The sequence below is a fragment of the Agrobacterium sp. H141 genome (genome assembly GCF_057158725.1).
The window spans coordinates 1871350-1889008 of the sequence record NZ_CM169893.1 but is presented as its reverse complement, the minus strand read 5'-3'; the positions used below and the strand labels follow the sequence as shown (position 1 = coordinate 1889008).

Annotated in this window: 16 protein-coding genes; 6 read left to right on the top strand and 10 right to left on the bottom strand. The window is 57.2% G+C overall.

What is annotated here, in order from left to right; all coding sequences use genetic code 11:
• Positions 1 to 54: 54 nt before the first annotated feature.
• Positions 55 to 591 (top strand): DUF1003 domain-containing protein, encoded by a 537-nt coding sequence (locus ACWPM9_RS08640; RefSeq protein WP_428187041.1) that lies wholly within the window; start codon positions 55 to 57, stop codon positions 589 to 591.
• On the opposite strand, the gene ACWPM9_RS08635 is transcribed toward ACWPM9_RS08640, so the two are convergent.
• Positions 588 to 989: a GFA family protein gene (locus tag ACWPM9_RS08635; protein WP_428187042.1), complete on the bottom strand. Its 402-nt coding sequence runs from the start codon at positions 987 to 989 to the stop codon at positions 588 to 590. The genes ACWPM9_RS08640 and ACWPM9_RS08635 overlap by 4 nt on opposite strands.
• A gap of 105 nt (positions 990 to 1094) precedes the next feature.
• Positions 1095 to 2471: a class II 3-deoxy-7-phosphoheptulonate synthase gene (locus ACWPM9_RS08630; protein ID WP_428187043.1), complete on the bottom strand. Its 1377-nt coding sequence runs from the start codon at positions 2469 to 2471 to the stop codon at positions 1095 to 1097.
• Positions 2472 to 2872: 401 nt separating this feature from the next.
• Here ACWPM9_RS08630 and ACWPM9_RS08625 point away from each other — a divergent pair, with 401 nt between their 5' ends.
• The gene (locus tag ACWPM9_RS08625; RefSeq protein ID WP_484757407.1) at positions 2873 to 4159 is read left to right on the top strand and encodes a pilus assembly protein TadG-related protein; all 1287 of its coding nucleotides are present in this window, start codon (positions 2873 to 2875) and stop codon (positions 4157 to 4159) included.
• Positions 4160 to 4172: 13 nt separating this feature from the next.
• On the opposite strand, the gene gor is transcribed toward ACWPM9_RS08625, so the two are convergent.
• The 3 genes from gor to rpiA form a co-directional block, all read right to left on the bottom strand.
• Positions 4173 to 5561, bottom strand: coding sequence for a glutathione-disulfide reductase (gene gor / locus ACWPM9_RS08620; RefSeq protein WP_484757406.1), 1389 nt, complete (start codon positions 5559 to 5561; stop codon positions 4173 to 4175).
• Between the two features lie 122 nt (positions 5562 to 5683).
• A complete protein-coding gene (locus tag ACWPM9_RS08615; RefSeq protein ID WP_484757405.1) occupies positions 5684 to 6241 on the bottom strand; it encodes a DUF2059 domain-containing protein in 558 nt (185 codons plus the stop codon).
• Positions 6242 to 6246: 5 nt separating this feature from the next.
• The gene (rpiA, locus tag ACWPM9_RS08610) at positions 6247 to 6957 is read right to left on the bottom strand and encodes a ribose-5-phosphate isomerase RpiA (RefSeq protein ID WP_428187047.1); all 711 of its coding nucleotides are present in this window, start codon (positions 6955 to 6957) and stop codon (positions 6247 to 6249) included.
• Between the two features lie 147 nt (positions 6958 to 7104).
• Between rpiA and ACWPM9_RS08605 the strand changes: the two genes are divergently transcribed.
• Positions 7105 to 7785 (top strand): HAD family hydrolase, encoded by a 681-nt coding sequence (locus ACWPM9_RS08605; RefSeq protein WP_428187048.1) that lies wholly within the window; start codon positions 7105 to 7107, stop codon positions 7783 to 7785.
• Positions 7786 to 7795: 10 nt separating this feature from the next.
• Here ACWPM9_RS08605 and ACWPM9_RS08600 read toward each other — a convergent pair whose 3' ends face one another.
• From ACWPM9_RS08600 to ACWPM9_RS08590, 3 genes are all read right to left on the bottom strand, one after another.
• Complete coding sequence (locus ACWPM9_RS08600; RefSeq protein WP_484757625.1) at positions 7796 to 9712, bottom strand: L,D-transpeptidase family protein; 1917 nt, start codon at positions 9710 to 9712, stop codon at positions 7796 to 7798.
• A gap of 296 nt (positions 9713 to 10008) precedes the next feature.
• Positions 10009 to 11064 carry an ACR3 family arsenite efflux transporter gene (arsB, locus tag ACWPM9_RS08595; protein ID WP_484757404.1) on the bottom strand — a complete coding sequence of 352 codons (1056 nt, stop codon included), beginning with the start codon at positions 11062 to 11064 and terminating at the stop codon, positions 10009 to 10011.
• A gap of 60 nt (positions 11065 to 11124) precedes the next feature.
• Positions 11125 to 11457 (bottom strand): ArsR/SmtB family transcription factor, encoded by a 333-nt coding sequence (locus ACWPM9_RS08590; protein WP_484757403.1) that lies wholly within the window; start codon positions 11455 to 11457, stop codon positions 11125 to 11127.
• 145 nt (positions 11458 to 11602) lie between these two features.
• Here ACWPM9_RS08590 and fumC point away from each other — a divergent pair, with 145 nt between their 5' ends.
• The gene (fumC, locus tag ACWPM9_RS08585; RefSeq protein WP_484757402.1) at positions 11603 to 12994 is read left to right on the top strand and encodes a class II fumarate hydratase; all 1392 of its coding nucleotides are present in this window, start codon (positions 11603 to 11605) and stop codon (positions 12992 to 12994) included.
• A gap of 46 nt (positions 12995 to 13040) precedes the next feature.
• Here fumC and ACWPM9_RS08580 read toward each other — a convergent pair whose 3' ends face one another.
• Positions 13041 to 13913: a GGDEF domain-containing protein gene (locus ACWPM9_RS08580; RefSeq protein WP_484757401.1), complete on the bottom strand. Its 873-nt coding sequence runs from the start codon at positions 13911 to 13913 to the stop codon at positions 13041 to 13043.
• 197 nt (positions 13914 to 14110) lie between these two features.
• Here ACWPM9_RS08580 and ACWPM9_RS08575 point away from each other — a divergent pair, with 197 nt between their 5' ends.
• Both ACWPM9_RS08575 and ACWPM9_RS08570 read left to right on the top strand, forming a co-directional pair.
• Complete coding sequence (locus tag ACWPM9_RS08575; protein WP_484757400.1) at positions 14111 to 15718, top strand: fumarate hydratase; 1608 nt, start codon at positions 14111 to 14113, stop codon at positions 15716 to 15718.
• A gap of 215 nt (positions 15719 to 15933) precedes the next feature.
• Entirely contained in the window at positions 15934 to 17004 is a 1071-nt protein-coding gene (locus ACWPM9_RS08570) for a GGDEF domain-containing protein (protein WP_428187054.1), read from the top strand.
• A 12-nt stretch (positions 17005 to 17016) separates the two neighbouring features.
• On the opposite strand, the gene ACWPM9_RS08565 is transcribed toward ACWPM9_RS08570, so the two are convergent.
• Complete coding sequence (locus ACWPM9_RS08565; protein WP_484757399.1) at positions 17017 to 17625, bottom strand: pyridoxamine 5'-phosphate oxidase family protein; 609 nt, start codon at positions 17623 to 17625, stop codon at positions 17017 to 17019.
• Between the last annotated feature and the right edge of the window lie 34 nt (positions 17626 to 17659).

The following is a 17659-nucleotide window of genomic DNA, read 5'->3' as shown; positions in this document are numbered from 1 at the left end:
GCACGCTCATTCATGGCGTATGCCGTCAACAGGCGCTTCAACTGCTAATGGACAATGAACATGCTTGGACCGGAATTCTTCCAGAAACACTTGGGCAAAGCCGCCGAGCAGCTCAGTGCCGCAGAACGACTGGTGGTCGAGCGGACGAAGAACCGGTTGGTCGTTGCGACCGACGTCAATGCCGAGCTCACGGCGCGCTCCAGCTTCGGCGACAGGCTGGCCGACCAGATCGCCAAGATCGGCGGTTCCTGGGGCTTCATCATCTTCTTCTTTCTGTTCCTAAGCGGCTGGGCGATTATCAATGTCGTCATCCTCACCCGTGACGCATTCGATCCCTACCCCTTTGTATTCCTGAACCTGATCCTCTCCATGCTTGCCGCCATCCAGGCGCCCATCATCATGATGTCCCAGAACCGCCAGGCCGAGCGCGACCGTTTCGAGGCAACCAAGGACTACGAAGTCAACCTCAAGGCAGAGCTCGGCGTCCTGGCGCTTCACCAGAAGATCGACATGCAGGTACTGACCGAACTGGCAGCGCTTCGCGAAGAGGTTGGCCGATTGACCGAAAAGCTCGACCAAGCCAAAGGCTAGGACGGGCGCCCAGCCGGATACTGGGCCTGTGCGTCGTCAATCGTGTAAAAATCCCCCTTGTCGGCGCAATAGATGTGGTAGCCGAAGGTGAGGCCGCTGGGTTGTTCAAAGGCTCCCGCCAGGATCGAAATCCGCCGCGCTCCATCTGCGACCCAGAACAACGCTGAACCGCAGGTCTTGCAAAAACCGCGCCGCGCATCCGGGCTCGCACGATACCATCCGATACAGTCCTCACCCTCGATGGTCAGGCGATCTGTATCCACATCGGTGGCCGCATAATATAGCCCCGTCTGCTTTCGGCATTGCGAACAATGGCAGGCGATCACCTCCCGCAGCGGCCCTGACGTTTGAAAACGAACGGCACCGCAAAGGCACGAACCGTGATGATTGTCTTGCATGCGCACCCCTTCAAAATGAAACCGGGCCAGCTTGGGGAAGCCGGCCCGGTTGGTCAAATTCAAAGAGCTGCAACATCACTTAAGCAGGGTTGAACCGGCCCAGTATCAGCCGTTGGCGGCCATGACGCGCTTTTCGTCGCGACCATCCTTCATGCGTTCCGCCAGAAGGAAGGCCAGCTCCAATGCCTGATCGGCATTGAGGCGCGGGTCGCAATGGGTGTGGTAACGATCCTGCAGATCTTCCGCCGAAAGCGCACGGGCACCGCCGGTGCATTCGGTCACATCCATGCCGGTCATCTCGATGTGAACGCCACCTGGATGGGTACCTTCAGCCCGGTGAATCTGGAAGAAGCTCTCGACCTCAGACAGGACGCGCTCGAACGGGCGTGTCTTGTAGTTGTTGAGCGTGATCGTATTGCCGTGCATCGGATCGCAGGACCAGACAACCTTGCGGCCTTCCTTCTCAACCGCACGGATGAGCCGTGGCAGATGGTCAGCAACCTTGTCGTGACCGAAGCGGCAGATCAGCGTCAAACGTCCGGCCTCATTGGCCGGATTCAGCACATCGATCAGATTGATGAGATCGTCGGCCTCGAGAGAAGGACCGCATTTCAGACCGATCGGGTTCTTGATGCCACGGCAGAACTCGACATGGGCATGATCGACCTGACGAGTCCGGTCGCCGATCCAGATCATGTGACCAGATGTGGCGTACCAGTCGCCGGACGTGGAATCCACACGCGTCATCGCCTCTTCATAGCCCAGAAGCAGCGCTTCGTGGCTGGTGAAGAAATCGGTCTCGCGAAGGCTCGGCTGGTTGTCGGCATTGATGCCGATCGCCTGCATGAAATTCATGGTTTCAGAGATGCGGTCGGCAAGTTTGCGGTACCGCTCGGCCTGCGGGCTATCCTTGACGAAGCCCAGCATCCACTGGTGTACGTTTTCCAGGTTGGCATAGCCGCCCATCGCGAACGCACGCAACAGGTTCAGCGTCGCCGCAGACTGGCGATAGGCCATGATCTGACGTTCAGGATTCGGAATACGTGCTTCCGGCGTGAACTCGATACCGTTGATGATATCGCCACGATAGCTTGGCAGCTCGACATCGCCCTGCTTCTCGAAATCGGAAGAACGCGGCTTTGCAAACTGACCGGCAATACGCCCAATTTTGACCACGGGCAGCTGGGCACCATAAGTCAGCACGACAGCCATCTGCAAAAACGCGCGGAAGAAGTCGCGAATATTGTCGGCACCATGCTCGGCAAAGCTCTCGGCGCAATCACCACCCTGCAGCAGGAATGCGTTGCCTTCGGCCACATTGGCGAGATGCTTCTTGAGACGACGTGCCTCCCCTGCAAAAACAAGCGGTGGATAGCTGGCAAGCCGCGCCTCGGCTGCTTTCAGCGCCGCATCGTCGGGATAAAGCGGAACCTGCTTGATCGGCTTGTGCCGCCAGCTGCTTGGAGTCCAATTCTGTGCCATGGTCATCACCTGCTAGTTCATGCCGGTAGGCGGCCGTACCCCGGCCACGCTGAATTGCCGGCTTATAGTCGCTAATACTCCGCTTGCAAAGCCGTAGTTTTCTAAAGAATGGCGCCTTATGGGCACGAATTTGCGGTCGGGGATGCTCGATACCAGGACAGAACCGACCCACGCGCAAATCTTCACTTGGGGACTTAGGCAGCTTGAATAGCCAGGATTACGAAAGGCAGGGACAGAAAGATCTGAAGACAAAAAACGATCGAAAGCAAGCAAATGGATCTACAATTTTAAAGAGTAATTAAGGCAAAAGAAATACATCTATTTAAATTCTGTGCGCCGATGCAGGCGCGCCATTTGGTGTCATGAAGATACGCTCTTGTTTGCTGTTTAGGTGGTAGTCCATGCGCCCATTTATCATGCGTCTTTTGCACGATCGATCCGGTAATTTCGGCATCATGACCGCGCTGCTGCTTGTCCCCCTTCTCGGCACCGTAGGCGTGGCAATCGATGTCCAGCGCGCGCTCAACTTGCGTAACGAATTGCAAAACGCCGCAGATGCAGCGGCAATCGGTGCCATTGCCGCCAAATCGCCCGCTGTGAAGGCCGCTCTCGCAAGCAATAGCGCGGCGACGACAATCGGCCAGGAAGACGCCCGCCGCATGTTTTTGGGTCAGATGGCCGATCCCGACGAAGAAATACTGGACGACGTTCAAGTCGAGCTTACAAAAGTCGGTCGCGAACTCACGGCACACGTAACTTTTACGGCAACCATTCCGACCACACTTCTGAAGGTCATCGGCAAGCAGACGATCACCACCGGTGGAACGGCGACGGCAAGCAATACGCTTGGTTCCTATATCGACTTTTACATGTTGCTGGATAACACCCCGTCCATGGGCGTTGGCGCCACTCCGGACGACATCAGCGCATTGGAGCGAAATACGCCCGACAGCTGCGCTTTCGCCTGCCACGACAAGTCCGACAGCAACAACTACTATAACCTCGCCAAGAAATTGAAGATCGACATGCGGATCGATGTCGTGCGAGAGGCAACGAAAGAGCTGACGGATACTGCTGCCGCCAGCATGATCCTGAGTGATCAATACCGCATGGCCGTCTATACCTTCGGCGCCAAGGCTGAAGAAGCCAAACTGACAAAGGTGAGCGGATTAAGTTCCAACATGCAGACGGTCAGCAGCTACGCCTCGGCGGTCGACCTGATGTCGATACCCAAGCAGAATTACAACAATGACCAGACCACCGACTTCGACAACGCACTGTCTGAGTTGAAGACGATCATGGGCACTGGTGGAACAGGCAACACGGCCAGCGATCGACAGAAAGTGGTTTTCTTCGTCTCAGACGGCTTGGGCGACAGCAAAAAGCAGTACACCTGCACCAAACCTACGACGGGAACGCGTTGTCAGGAGCCCATCGATACCTCCTACTGCAAGCCGCTAAAAGACAAGGGCATACAGATAGCCGTGCTCTACACCACCTATCTGCCCCTGCCAAAGAACGCCTGGTACAATAATTGGATCAGCCCGTTCCAGGATCAGATCGCCACTCGAATGGAGCAGTGCGCTTCCGAGGGACTCTTTTTCGAGGTGGCTCCCGGCGAAGGCATTTCCGCCGCCATGAACGCCCTCTTCAACAAGGTCATCGGAAGGCCTCGCCTGACGAACTGACGAGAGAGCGGGGTTATACCCGCTCGCCGTTCTTCACCCGGTAACTTGGGTTGTACATCGTTACCAGCTCTTCCGATGCTGTCGGATGTACGGCCATCGTGCGATCGAAGTCATCCTTGGTACAGCCGGCCTTCAGGGTGACGCCGAGGATCTGCGCCAACTCCCCGGCATCGTGACCAAGGATATGCGCGCCAACCACTTTCCGGTCCGCGGCATTGACGATCAGCTTCATGATCATCTTCTCCTGGCGCCCCGACAAAGTCGCCTTCATCGGACGGAATTCTGCGCGGTAGACTTCGAGTTCCGGATACTGCTTTGCAGCGTCATCCTCGGAAAGACCGACCGTGCCAATTTCAGGCTGCGAGAAAACAGCGGTCGCGATCAGGTCATGGTCTGGCTTGGTGGGATTGCCCTTGTACTCGGTTTCAATGAAGCACATCGCCTCATGGATCGCCACAGGTGTCAGCTGCACACGGTCGGTCACGTCGCCCAGCGCAAAGATGCTTGGTACATTTGTCCGCGAATGATCGTCGACAACGATAGCGCCTCGTTCATCGACCTTAACGCCTGCGGCCTCCAGCCCCAGACCTTTGGTATTGGGATCACGGCCAAGGGCCAGCATTACCTGGCCGGCAGACAATGTTCCGTGGTTCTTCGTCTCAACCGAGAGACCGCCCGCCGGCAGCTTGCTGACATTCTGGATCACGTCATGGCAAAGGATACGGATCCCCTTTGCTTCCATGGCCGCATGAAGGCCCCGGCGCATATCGGAATCGAAGCGCGACAGGATTTCAGCACCGCGATAGATGAGCGTGGTATCGACACCGAGACCGTGGAAGATATTGGCAAATTCCACCGCAATATAGCCGCCGCCTGCGATCACGATGGAGCGCGGCAGCTCGTCCAGATGGAACGCCTCATTGGACGAAATGCAAAGCTCATGACCCGGCAAGGACGCGTGCGGATTGGCAGATCCACCGACGGCGATCAGGATACGCTCGGCCGAGACAACCTTGTCGGTTTTCACCAGACGCACCGTGTTCGGGCCTACGATTTCAGCGCGTGTCTCCAGAATTTCCGCACCGGCATTCTCCAGCCCCTTGCGGTAAAGACCTTCCAGCCGGAGGATCTCCTTGTCCTTGGCGGCAATCAGTTTCTTCCAGTCGAAATGGCTCTCGCCCACCGTCCAGCCATAGCCGGCGGCATCCTCGAAATGCTCGTGAAACTGTGAGGCATAGACGAAAAGTTTCTTCGGCACGCAGCCCCGAATGACGCAGGTTCCGCCGAACCGGTATTCCTCGGCGATAGCAACCTTCTTGCCCATGCCCGCGGCAAGGCGTCCGGCACGAACGCCACCCGAACCGCCGCCGATTACGAAGAGGTCATAGTCATAGGTTGCCATTACAAGCTCCTTCGGCCGCGGCAGCGCTCTTCAGCACCCCGGCCCTTCCAGTGTCACATCATCAAACAGGGAAAGCCCGAACAGTGTCCGGGCTCCCCACTCATCATAAAGGCCGTTAAGCGTCAGTTATTGGTTGCAGGAGCAGCCGGGGCTGCAGCGCCATCCGCGTTCACTGGTGCGCCCAAATTCTTGACCAGTTCTTCGGTGGTCTCCTTGTTGAGATCCCGTGCAATGCCGGACGCCCAGATATCAGCGGCCTTCAGCAGTTCGCGTTGTGCGATCGGGCCGTCCTTCAACAGCTTCTTGCCGACATCGCTGCTGTAGAAATCGGCAATGCCTTTCAGCTCTTCGGTGGTGAAGGCCTTTGCGTAAACGAGTGCGGCCTCTTTCTCCAGATCGGCACGACGGGACGCAAGCGCAATAGCCTTCTTGTCGACAGTCGCGGAAATCTCGTCGAGATAGTTCGGATAAGCCTGAATCAGCTGCGCCTTCAGCCGCTCAGCCAGGCCCGGCAGAATGGTATCGAACCGGTCCGTCAAACCCAGTGCGGAAATGGCAGAACGGGCCTCCTTCAACTGCTCATCGGAAACATCCTGTGCGTGAGCCGTTGCGCCCAATACGACGCTGCCCAAAACAATGGCGACCGAAGCAACACGGCCAATGCGCGAAAAACCAATCATGAAACCTATAGCTCCTGTCTGCTTCCAGCTTCCAGCACACGTGCGCCGGACGGTCCGGCGATGATGGCGATCGAAGCCAGGTTGATAAATAACCCGTGTTCTACGACTCCGGGTATGGAATTGAGCGATGATGATAAGGCCTCTGCATCAGGAATGCGGCCAAAAGATGCATCGACAATCAGGTGTCCGCCATCGGTCGTAAACTCCACGTCGCGCGATGAACGAACGACCAGTTCGCCGACAAGACCCAGTCGGGAAGCGACCTTTTCAATGGCGATCCGCGTGGATGCCTGACCAAAGGGATTGATCTCAATGGGCAGTGGAAATGCACCCAGTGTCTCCACCAGCTTGCTATCGTCGGCGATCACAATCACCCGATTCGACGCAGCCGCCACAATCTTTTCGCGTAACAGCGCGCCGCCGCCGCCCTTGATCAGCCGTAACTGGTGATCGACCTCGTCGGCACCGTCAATTGTCAGGTCGAGTTCAGGAAGCTCGTCCAGCGATCTCAGCGGCACGCCGAGTTCCACGCAAAGACGCGCGGTCCGCTCGGAGGTTGGCACCCCTTCGACATTAAACCCTTGCGAAACCTTCTCGGCCAGCAGACGGACAAACTCCTCCGCGGTCGAGCCTGTTCCGATGCCCAGCTTCATGCCATCCTCGACATGCGCCAGCGCCGCTTCTGCGGCCTTGATCTTCATTTGCCGGGCGTCCATGCGCCAGCATCTCCCAACTATTTCGACGAGTGCTGTTTACACGCCCGAACGTGCAAACGAAAGCCCCTTTGGCGACCTGCATGCGCTTGCTTTTTAAAGAATGATCTCCTACCCCGGATGCGTCATCCGGTTGCCAACGAGGACATCATGCCAGCTCCCACAATCGTATTCGACCTCGACGGAACACTCGTCGACACCGCGCCTGATCTGATCGACAGCCTCAATCACACGATTGAAGCGGCCAATTTGCCGCCCGTCAGTTACGACGACGTCACCCATCTGGTGGGCCAGGGTGCCCGCACCATGATTGAACGCGCCTTCAAACTCTATGATCAAACGATCGAAGCTGAAGAACTCGACAAGCTGATGGCCCGTTTTATTGCGCATTACGGTGCCAACATGCCGGGCAAGAGCAAACCCTTTCCAGGCCTCGTGGACGCTCTGGACAGACTGAAAGAGGCAAACTTTACGCTTGCCGTCTGCACAAACAAGACCGAGAAGCTGGCCGTGCAGTTGATCGACGGGCTCGGCCTGTCCCACTATTTCGCGGCCACAACCGGCGGGGACACATTCACTGTGCGCAAGCCCGATGCCGCCCATCTGACGGGAACCATCCTGAAGGCCGGAGGCGATCGGAAAAAAGCTGTGATGATTGGCGACAGTATCAACGACATTCTGGCGGCAAAGAATGCCGCCGTTCCCTGTGTGGCTGTCCCGTTCGGCTATACCGATATTCCGGTCGATCAACTGGGTGCCGACCGGATTGTCCGTCATTATGACGAGCTATCGCCCGACCTGTTGATCGAACTGATGGTGAGGGGCGCTTAAGCCCCTCTCCTCAACTGCGGGCTTCGCGTGCGTCCGTCGTGACTTCGAATGCCTTTTCAGTATGCGAATCGCGATCGTAGACGTCGTTGTAATAGCCGATCGATCCGTCCTTCTGCGGCCAGGCCGTAAAGTAGGACACGTAGACAGGAATATCGCCCTTCACCGGCAGAGACTTGTTCTGGCCCTGCGCAATCTCGCGACCGATATCATCGACTGTTGTCCCCATGACGGCGGCTGCCATCACACGCGGCTCTGACAGCCGCACGCAGCCATGGCTGAGTGCACGCATGTCACGCTTGAAGAAGGCCTTTTGCGGCGTGTCGTGCATGTAGATCGCATGCGAGTTCGGGAACAGGATCTTCAACTCGCCAAGGGCGTTGCTACCGCCGGGCGGCTGGCGCACATCGACAGCATGGGTGGAGTTCCAGTCAACCTGGGTGGAGGACACCTGCCGCCCCTTGTAGCTGACTTCGTAACCCTGACGGTCGAGATAGCTTGGGTCTGCCCGCAGCTTTGGCAGCATTTCGTTGATGATGATCGATTGCGGCACGCCCCAATAAGGATTGACCTCGACCGTCTGGATCTTGTCCTCGAAGAAATAGGTCTGGTGCGCCTTCGAGCCGACCACGACGCGCATGGCGATCTGCTGCTTGCCATGGTCGAAATAATAGGCCTGGAATGCCGGCTGGTTGATGAACACGTAGCGCTCACCGAGATTGTCAGGCAACCAGCGCAGCTGTTCCATCGCCACGATCAGCTTTTCGATCTTGTCTGCGCTTGTGTGCCCCACCAGCGCTCGAACGGTCGCAGGTCCAATCACGCCATCCGGGCGTAGACCGGCTTCCTTCTGGAAGCCTTCGACCAGCGACACGAGCTCTGGCGTGTATTCCGGCGTATCGGTGTAGGCAGCAAGGACCGCGGAATTTTCGGCCTTGAGTTCAGGAGACGCGTTCTTGCGAATGAGCGCCACGACATTGGCCAGCTCCGCATCGCTGCGACCCGGCTTCAACAATAGTTTTGGCGCAATGGTGATACGCGGGCCGGCTCCGGCATCCTGCGCGCGCAGCTTTGCAAGTTCGGCCTTCAATGCCTCGAATTGCGGATTGGACGGATCCCGGTGACGCAGATAGGCGGCAACATCGGGGCTCAGACGCATCATGTTCAAGACCGGCGTCAGCTTGACCTTCTTGAGCTTGAAATCGTGGTAGCCAGACAGCTTGTTGGGATCGATCCGACCGCGTTCGGTATCGCGGACATAGGTCAGCACCTTGGTGGACAGTGCCACCTCGAAACGCATCAGCGCGGCATCGCGTCCGTCAACGTCAGACGTCGCATCCGCGGTGGCTGGCATGCTGACGCGATAGTCTTCGGGGTCGAGGCCCACTGTATCGGCGGCGGCCAGCGCCTCGATCATGGCTTTCGCCTTGTCGCTCGGTCCTTGGCCATCGACCCAGATCAAAGGCTTGCCGCTTGTGTAATAGGCTTCAACCGCATCGGCGACATCATCGGTGGCATAAACCTTGACCCCATCCATCGCCGCACGCGGATCGGAATTCGGCTGAGCGGCGATTGACGCCGTGGAGGTCATGTCGGCGCCCGACGCCGAGACATTCTCAACGGCGGCAACGGGCTCAGGCGCTGTCCAGAAACCTGCGGTCTTGACCAGGCGCATGGCCTCGGCCTTGTAGTCGTAATAGCGCGGTCCGCTCACCCGCGGCAGCGGCTCAGGATCCGAGTCATCGATCGCCGCCTGGATACCCGAGACATTGCGGCTACCGCCAAAGAGCGGCTGAATGCCGCGATCCCTGCTTCTGTTATTTTCGCCCTTGGCAGGACCGCCGCGCAACAGATCAAGAAGCGTCGTGGCCTGCGCGGTGACCGGCGCTGCCTGCACCGCGGCAAATGCGCCGACGATTGCAACTGCCATGACGGTGTTGTTCTTGAACCTGCTCACTATCGAACCTCATATTCTTGATTGTTTCATCAGGACGCCCCGACAACGCATCTCGCGGGCAAGCAATCCCAATGGCGTAACGCCGAGAGCTAACCGATTAACGCCACGCTGAAAAGTTTTATCCGTCAGGGACGTGTACCGCATGTCTCAAATTAATGTGAGGTCTGCGCGCATAATTTTCACCCCTGACTGCATTTGAAGAAAACTTTAGTTAACTTTCAAATAACAGACCCGAATCACTGATAACACCTGTGGCGAAACAGCGCCACTCAGGCAGAGCGAAGATCGAAGTTATTGCGTGTCCGGTTGGCAAAGGCCACCAGCGCCAGCATGGCCGGCACTTCAACCAGCACGCCGACAACGGTTGCGAGTGCCGCACCCGACTGCAGTCCGAAAAGACTGATGGCGACGGCAACGGCCAGTTCGAAGAAATTGGACGTTCCGATCAGCGCCGCGGGAGCTGCCACCGAATGCGGAAGCCGCCAGAGATAAGCCCAGCCATAGGCGACAACGAAAATAACCAGATTCTGCAACAGCAATGGTATGGCAATCAGCACGATCACAAGCGGCGAGCCGACAATGGTCTGCGCCTGAAACCCGAACAGCAGAACCACGGTGCCAAGCAGTCCGACGATGGAATAAGGCTTCAGCGCAGCCGTGAAGGTCTCGACGGCATGAGTGTCGTGCTTTCGGTCCAGCCACAGGCGCGTCAGATATCCGGCCAGAAGCGGGATGACCACATAGAGCAGCACCGATAGCATCAGCGTCTCCCACGGCACCACCACGTCGGTCACGCCCAGCAGAAGAGCGGCGATGGGCGCGAAGGCAAAGACCATCACCACGTCATTGATCGAAACCTGCACCAGCGTGTAGTTCGCATCGCCCCTGACCAGTTGGCTCCAGACGAAAACCATGGCGGTGCAGGGTGCGACGCCCAGCAGGATCATGCCGGCAATGTATTCGCTGCCCTCCTGTGGCGATACGAGACCGGCAAACAGGTGGTCGAAAAACAAGACCGCGATGGCCGCCATGGTGAACGGCTTGATCAGCCAGTTCACAACCAGGGTCACACACAGACCCTTCGGCTTTTTGCCAACGTCCCGCAAAGACGCAAAGTCGATGCTGACCATCATCGGATAGATCATCACCCAGATGAGCACCGCAACCACCAGATTGACCTTGGCATATTCCAGCGATGCGATCAGACTGAACGCAGGCGAAAATGCCAGCCCAAGCCCGACGCCAGCTGCAATGCAAAGGGCAACCCACAGGGAAAGGTAGCGTTCGAAGAAGCCGAGCGGCGACCGGGAAGCGTTGTCGTTCATGTCGATCCTGAAACGAAAAATGAGGGAGAGGAGAGCCGAAAACATGTGCCCGCGCTTATCTCAGCACCGGCAAACCAGTTCATCCAGAATGGGACGGCATAAATCCGGCGAGCCGCCGCAGCAGTCTTCCAGCATGAACGCCATTAGTCCGCGCATTGCATCGAGATTGGCACGATACCTGATATGGCGCCCTTCCCGTTCTCCTGCGATGAGCCCGGCATTGCTGAGCACCATCAAATGCGCAGACAATGTATTGGCGCGAATATCGAGATGGCTTGCAACGTCGCCCGCATGCTTTCCATCCGGCGCAGCGCGTACCAGAAAACGAAAAATTTCAAGCCGTGCTTCGTGACCAAGCGCCGAAAGCGCTGCCAGTGCATCAATTTTGTCCATAGTTCGATAAATCATGAAGTATGAAAGATTGCAAGTCCAAGGATGCACTGACATGCCCTTGCGCACCACTTGCCTGCCCAGTCAACTTGATTTGCGGTCGTCTCCCACCATCTTGTCTTGGGAGTTCTCAAAAAAGGATCACCCCATGACAAACACCCGCACCGAGACGGATACCTTTGGCCCAATTGACGTCGCAGCCGACCGATATTGGGGCGCTCAGGCCGAGCGATCGCGTGGCAATTTCAAGATAGGCTGGGAAAAACAGCCTTTATCTGTGGTGCGCGCACTTGGTATCGTCAAGCAGGCGGCGGCCCGTGCCAATATGTCTCTGGGTGTCCTCGACACGAAAATTGGCAACGCAATCGTCAGCGCTGCGCAGGAAGTGATCGACGGAAAACTGGACGACCACTTCCCACTTGTGGTCTGGCAGACAGGATCCGGTACCCAGTCCAACATGAATGCGAATGAAGTGATCTCCAACCGCGCCATTGAAATGCTGGGCGGCGAGATGGGCTCGAAAAAGCCGGTCCATCCGAACGACCACGTCAATATGAGCCAGTCGTCCAACGATACCTATCCGACGGCCATGCACATCGCCTGTGCCGAACAGATCGTTCGCCATCTGCTACCAAACCTGCAGCATCTCCAGCAAGCGCTAGACGAAAAGGCGAAGGCCTTCGCTCACATCATCAAGATCGGCCGGACCCACACGCAGGACGCGACACCGCTGACGCTCGGCCAGGAATTCTCCGGATATGCGGCGCAAATTGCCTCCGCCATCAAGCGGATCGAGCTGACCCTACCCGGCCTCTGCGAACTGGCCCAAGGGGGCACAGCCGTTGGAACAGGGCTCAATGCGCCAAAAGGGTTTGCCGAAAAGGTCGCTGAAGAAATCGCCACCATCACTGGCCTCGCCTTTATAACAGCGCCCAACAAGTTCGAAGCGCTGGCCGCCCATGACGCCATGGTCTTTGCGCACGGAGCGATCAACGCTGCGGCGGCTGCCTGCTTCAAGATCGCCAACGACATCCGCTTTCTCGGCTCCGGCCCCCGCGCAGGCCTTGGAGAACTTTCTCTGCCGGAAAACGAGCCTGGCTCCTCGATCATGCCTGGCAAGGTCAACCCCACCCAGTCGGAAGCCCTCACCCAGGTCTGCGCGCATATCTTCGGCAATCAGGCTGCCATCACCTTCGCCGGCAGCCAGGGCCATTTCGAACTTAATGTCTACAATCCGATGATGGCCTACAACTTCCTCCAGTCGGTCCAGCTGCTGGGCGACGCAGCCCGCTCCTTCACCGACAATTGTGTGGTTGGCATCGAGGCGCGTGAGGACAACATCAAGAAGGGTGTCGAAAACTCGCTGATGCTGGTGACCGCGCTCAACTCCCGGCTTGGATACGACACCTGCGCCAAGATCGCCAAGACCGCCCACAAGAATGGCACCACGCTTCGCGAAGAGGCCGTGGGCGGTGGCTATCTCAGCAATGAGGAATTCGACGAACTGGTGCGCCCGGAACTCATGATCGGGCCCAAGTAAGTATCGAAAATCTAGACGCAGCCGGTCATTGCGGACCGGCTGCGCATCAAGATGCAGACCGCCAGCGGCTGCGACCGGTCTCCCGTGCCCTGAACAGATCCATGTCTCCGTCGCGGATCAAGTCAGCGACCGACGTCATCTCCGGGCTCAGGTGGCTGACGCCAAAGCTCGCAGACAGGTCTCCACGTTTGAGTGGATCGACCACCAGACTATCCAGTCTGTCGCCGATCTTCTGCGCAAATTCCAAAGCGCCGTCCTGCCCCGTTTCCGGCAGAAGAAGCATGAAGATGCTGCCGCCCATGCGTGCAGACAGAGAATTATCATCGGTCATCGAGCGCAGCAAATCACCAACGGCAACCAGCGTCTTGTCGGCAATGGCCCGCCCCTGCTCTTCCCTGATCGCTCTGAAATGGTCGAGATCGAAGATGATCAGGCTCAGAGGCTCTTTGCCCTCCTGGCATCTGCGGAACAGGTCCTCCCCCTCGTCCAGCATCGCACGCCCCATGCGCAATCCGCTCAATGGGTCTGTGATCGCCGGCACGTCATTGCGCTCACCGATCGCTTCAATTTCGCTTACAAGCCCGCAGACGGCCCGGGTGACCACAGCGATCTCATCGTCTCCGCGCTTGTTAAGCCGAGCCTCGCCGAATTCCCCGATCATCCGGAATGCCGCAATTTCCGTCGACAACCGGCGCAGCGGAGCAATCAACTGCCACAGAATGCCAAGGCAAAGAACGGTACCAACAAGCGTCGCCCCGAGAACGACGAAGAAGGAATGTGCATTGTCGCCGCCTTCGAGCAGGCTCAGACTGGCGATCAGACCGAGCAAGGGAAGGTGAATGCAGACAAAGCAGACGACAAAGATCCGCGTGACAATGGACCGGCGCCACATCGGGCTGGCAGACTTCATCGTATCCATAAATTCTAAGCTCCTGAAACTTGACGCCCCACTACTACATCGGCGGCTCAAGTCTGCCAAAAAAAATGCACTCTGCTTCATCAAATCGAGGGAAATGCCGAAAACTTGGGATCTGCAGAGCAGCCCGAACATTGAATTGTTAACGCCCTGCCCTTAAACCACAGACCATCCTGCATGCTATTTCGAAAGGCACCGCGATGGCTGACGACCTGTTTCCGCTTGGTGAGGACACGACCCCCTACCGCAAGATCTCATCCGACTATGTTTCAACCACATCCTTCAACGGAAACGAGATCCTGAGCGTCGATCCCGAAGGGATCAGGCTGCTGGCCGAAACGGCGCTGTCAGACATCAACCATCTGCTGCGGCCGGGACACCTGAAACAGCTGGCCTCCATTCTGGACGATCCCGAAGCCACCGACAACGACCGTTTCGTCGCCTTCGACCTGCTGAAGAACGCCAACATTGCAGCCGGCGGCATCCTGCCAATGTGCCAGGACACCGGCACCGCCATCGTCATGGCCAAGAAGGGCCGCCGCGTCTGGACCGATGGCGGCGACTATGAAGCCATGGCAGCCGGCGTACGCGATGCCTATGAGCGCAAGAACCTGCGCTATTCGCAGCTCGCACCGCTGAAGATGTTTGAGGAAAAGAACACCAAGACCAATCTGCCGGCCCAGATCGATATCTACGAAGAGGGCGAGGACGCCTACAAGTTCTTGTTTATGGCCAAGGGCGGCGGTTCGGCCAACAAGACATTCCTTTATCAGGGCACGCCCTCGCTTCTGACCCATGACCGCATGATCGATTTCCTGAAGGAAAAGATCCTGACCCTGGGTACCGCTGCCTGTCCCCCCTATCATCTGGCAATCGTGATTGGCGGCCTGTCAGCAGAAATGAACCTGAAGACAGTCAAGCTGGCGTCGGCCCGCTATCTCGACGACTTGCCCACCGAAGGCTCGGACAGCGGCCATGCGTTCCGCGACCTTGAGATGGAAAAGGAAGTCCACAAGCTGACCCAGTCCATGGGCGTCGGTGCCCAGTTCGGCGGAAAGTACTTCTGTCATGACGTCCGCGTCATTCGACTGCCGCGTCACGGCGCCTCACTGCCGATCGGCCTTGGCGTGTCCTGTTCCGCCGACCGTCAGGCCAAGGGCAAGATCACCAAGGACGGCATCTATATCGAGCAGCTTGAGACCGATCCGTCGAAATACATGCCGGAGATCGACGAGACCGCGCTGTCATCCTCAATGGTCAAGATCGACCTCAATCAGCCCATGACGGCAATCCTCGCCGAATTGAGCAAGCATCCGGTCAAGACAAGACTGTCGCTCACCGGCACCATTATCGTCGCGCGTGACCTTGCCCATTCCAAGATTCGCGACCGCCTGGAAAACGGTGAAGGCATGCCGGAATACTTGAAAAATCACCCGGTCTACTACGCCGGACCGGCCAAGACACCTGCCGGTTATGCCTCTGGATCATTCGGTCCGACCACAGCCGGTCGCATGGATAGTTATGTCGACCAGTTCCAGTCGTTTGGTGGCTCCATGGTGATGCTCGCCAAGGGCAACCGCTCGCGCGCAGTTCGCGAGGCATGCAAGACCCATGGCGGCTTTTACCTCGGCTCCATCGGCGGCCCGGCCGCACGGCTTGCGCAGGATTGCATCAAAAAGGTCGAGGTTCTGGAATACCCGGAACTGGGCATGGAGGCTGTGTGGAAGATCGAGGTTGAGGATTTCCCTGCCTTCATTGTGACCGATGACAAGGGCAACGACTTCTTCCAGGAGTTCAATCTGGGCTGATCTTGCCGGTTCTCGAAAATTAAAAGGCGCAATGTGCGCCTTTTTTATCGGAAGGGTAAAAAATATAGCTAATTTACTCTATTTTTCAGCGCCTTAGATTGTAATTTGTTAATCCAGCAGGAAAAACCGACAAGCACTCTGTTAAAACTTTCAAAATAATTTAAGCATAACAACATAAGCGCAAGCATAAATAATAATACTTTGGGGTAGAATCGATGAATACGGTCGAAGTGGCGAAAGCGCAACTTCCAGACATCGCTGCACAGATCGTTTACGCCATGCGCACCATGGGCGTTCCGTCGATTCCCCGCAATTATGAACTGTTCTACGAAGCCTATATCGGGTCCAACCCCGCACTGAGCAGAGATCTTGCGGCACTTGGAAAACGTGCAACGCAGGACGAGCTTGACACGATTGGCGAGCGGTATTTCGCCAGCCAGCGGACCCGCGGAATCGAAAACGCGCATTCCAAGATCATAACGCAGCTGGACAGCCTGTTGCGCGCGCTAAACGTCGAGCAGAACTCGCTCGAAAGCTATAACAAGCTTCTCGGCGAAACTGTTCAACAGATTGCTTCCAAGAGCAGCACCAGTGCCGACATCCTGCGCAACGCCATCACCATACTGACCGTTGCCACTGGCGACACCATGGCGCATGGCGAAAAGACGGTCGAAAGCGTCCAACAGAAGTCCCAGGAAATGGACGTGATCCGCAAGGAACTCGACGAGTACAAGCGGATTGCCAATACCGATTCGCTGACGCGGCTGTCCAACCGTCGCGCCTTCGACGAGAGACTTGCCGGCATCTTTGAATCGGAAAACGGTTTTCTGCCAACCGCGCTCATCTTGATGGACATCGATCACTTCAAGCAGATCAACGACAGCTATGGCCATCCGGTCGGTGACAAGATTCTAGCAACGGTGGCAACCGTAATACGCACCAATGTCCGCCGAGATGCTTTTGTTGCACGAACCGGCGGAGAAGAATTCGCGGTCATTCTCGACGGAAGCTCACGCGAAGAGGTCTACGAGGTGTGCGAGCGTGTACGAATTGCATTACAGAGCACACCATTCAGGAACTCTAAAACCGGCGTCGATTATGGCTCCGTCACCATTTCCCTGGGCGGCTGCATGGCCGCAGAAGTCAGTGATGCCGGCGAGCTGTATGGCAAGGCCGACATCGCGCTTTACTGCGCCAAGAACGATGGTCGCAATCGAACGCGCCTGTTCGAAGACGGAATGAAGAAAGACTTCAACAAGAGTTGGCTCCTCTACCGCGGCGCGTGAGGTATCTTTCCGTCACCACATGGTGTTGGCCGCACGCGCGGCCCACTCACGATCATAGGTTTCCTTGTCGAAATCGGCTTTTGCCGCCTTGAGCAATGTACCCGGCGTCGGTAGCGCAGAAACATCTGCAAACCGCTCCGGATTCCATAATTGTGCCCGCATCACTGCACGCGCGCACTGAAAATAAACTTCCACGATCTCGATCACAATGACGCTGCGGGGATGCTTGCCGTCCATTTCGAAACTGGCAAGCAGATCCGGCTCGACTGACACAACGGCGGTTCCATTGACGCGCATGACTGTATTTGAGCCCGGGATCAGGAACATCAAGGCAACCCGCGGGTCTCGCACAATATTGAGCAGCGAATCGATCCGGTTATTGCCACGCCAGTCCGGCAGCGCCAGATGGCGATCGTCCTCGACCCGAACGACACTCGCCTCGTCGCCCCGCGGCGAACAGTCCATCCCCTCAGGCCCGACCGTCGACAGCGCAACAAACGGTGACGCCTCTATCATCTCGCGATATTCGGCCGTCAGAAAGCGCGTCACCTTGGCCACGGACGCTTCGGAAACATCGCCGTAGATCGCCTTCAAATCGTCAACCGAGCGCAGGATCGTCATCACATCTCCAGACATCAATCATTCAAAACTGCGC

Excerpts from the sequence above, each read along its gene's own strand:
- ACWPM9_RS08640 (WP_428187041.1), top strand. The coding sequence starts at position 55 with ATGAACATGCTTGGACCGGAATTCTTCCAGAAACACTTGGGCAAAGCC.
- ACWPM9_RS08635 (WP_428187042.1), bottom strand. The coding sequence starts at position 989 with ATGCAAGACAATCATCACGGTTCGTGCCTTTGCGGTGCCGTTCGTTTT.
- ACWPM9_RS08630 (WP_428187043.1), bottom strand. The coding sequence starts at position 2,471 with ATGGCACAGAATTGGACTCCAAGCAGCTGGCGGCACAAGCCGATCAAG.
- ACWPM9_RS08625 (WP_484757407.1), top strand. The coding sequence starts at position 2,873 with ATGCGCCCATTTATCATGCGTCTTTTGCACGATCGATCCGGTAATTTC.
- gor (WP_484757406.1), bottom strand. The coding sequence starts at position 5,561 with ATGGCAACCTATGACTATGACCTCTTCGTAATCGGCGGCGGTTCGGGT.
- ACWPM9_RS08615 (WP_484757405.1), bottom strand. The coding sequence starts at position 6,241 with ATGATTGGTTTTTCGCGCATTGGCCGTGTTGCTTCGGTCGCCATTGTT.
- rpiA (WP_428187047.1), bottom strand. The coding sequence starts at position 6,957 with ATGGACGCCCGGCAAATGAAGATCAAGGCCGCAGAAGCGGCGCTGGCG.
- ACWPM9_RS08605 (WP_428187048.1), top strand. The coding sequence starts at position 7,105 with ATGCCAGCTCCCACAATCGTATTCGACCTCGACGGAACACTCGTCGAC.
- ACWPM9_RS08600 (WP_484757625.1), bottom strand. The coding sequence starts at position 9,712 with ATGGCAGTTGCAATCGTCGGCGCATTTGCCGCGGTGCAGGCAGCGCCG.
- arsB (WP_484757404.1), bottom strand. The coding sequence starts at position 11,064 with ATGAACGACAACGCTTCCCGGTCGCCGCTCGGCTTCTTCGAACGCTAC.
- ACWPM9_RS08590 (WP_484757403.1), bottom strand. The coding sequence starts at position 11,457 with ATGGACAAAATTGATGCACTGGCAGCGCTTTCGGCGCTTGGTCACGAA.
- fumC (WP_484757402.1), top strand. The coding sequence starts at position 11,603 with ATGACAAACACCCGCACCGAGACGGATACCTTTGGCCCAATTGACGTC.
- ACWPM9_RS08580 (WP_484757401.1), bottom strand. The coding sequence starts at position 13,913 with ATGGATACGATGAAGTCTGCCAGCCCGATGTGGCGCCGGTCCATTGTC.
- ACWPM9_RS08575 (WP_484757400.1), top strand. The coding sequence starts at position 14,111 with ATGGCTGACGACCTGTTTCCGCTTGGTGAGGACACGACCCCCTACCGC.
- ACWPM9_RS08570 (WP_428187054.1), top strand. The coding sequence starts at position 15,934 with ATGAATACGGTCGAAGTGGCGAAAGCGCAACTTCCAGACATCGCTGCA.
- ACWPM9_RS08565 (WP_484757399.1), bottom strand. The coding sequence starts at position 17,625 with ATGACGATCCTGCGCTCGGTTGACGATTTGAAGGCGATCTACGGCGAT.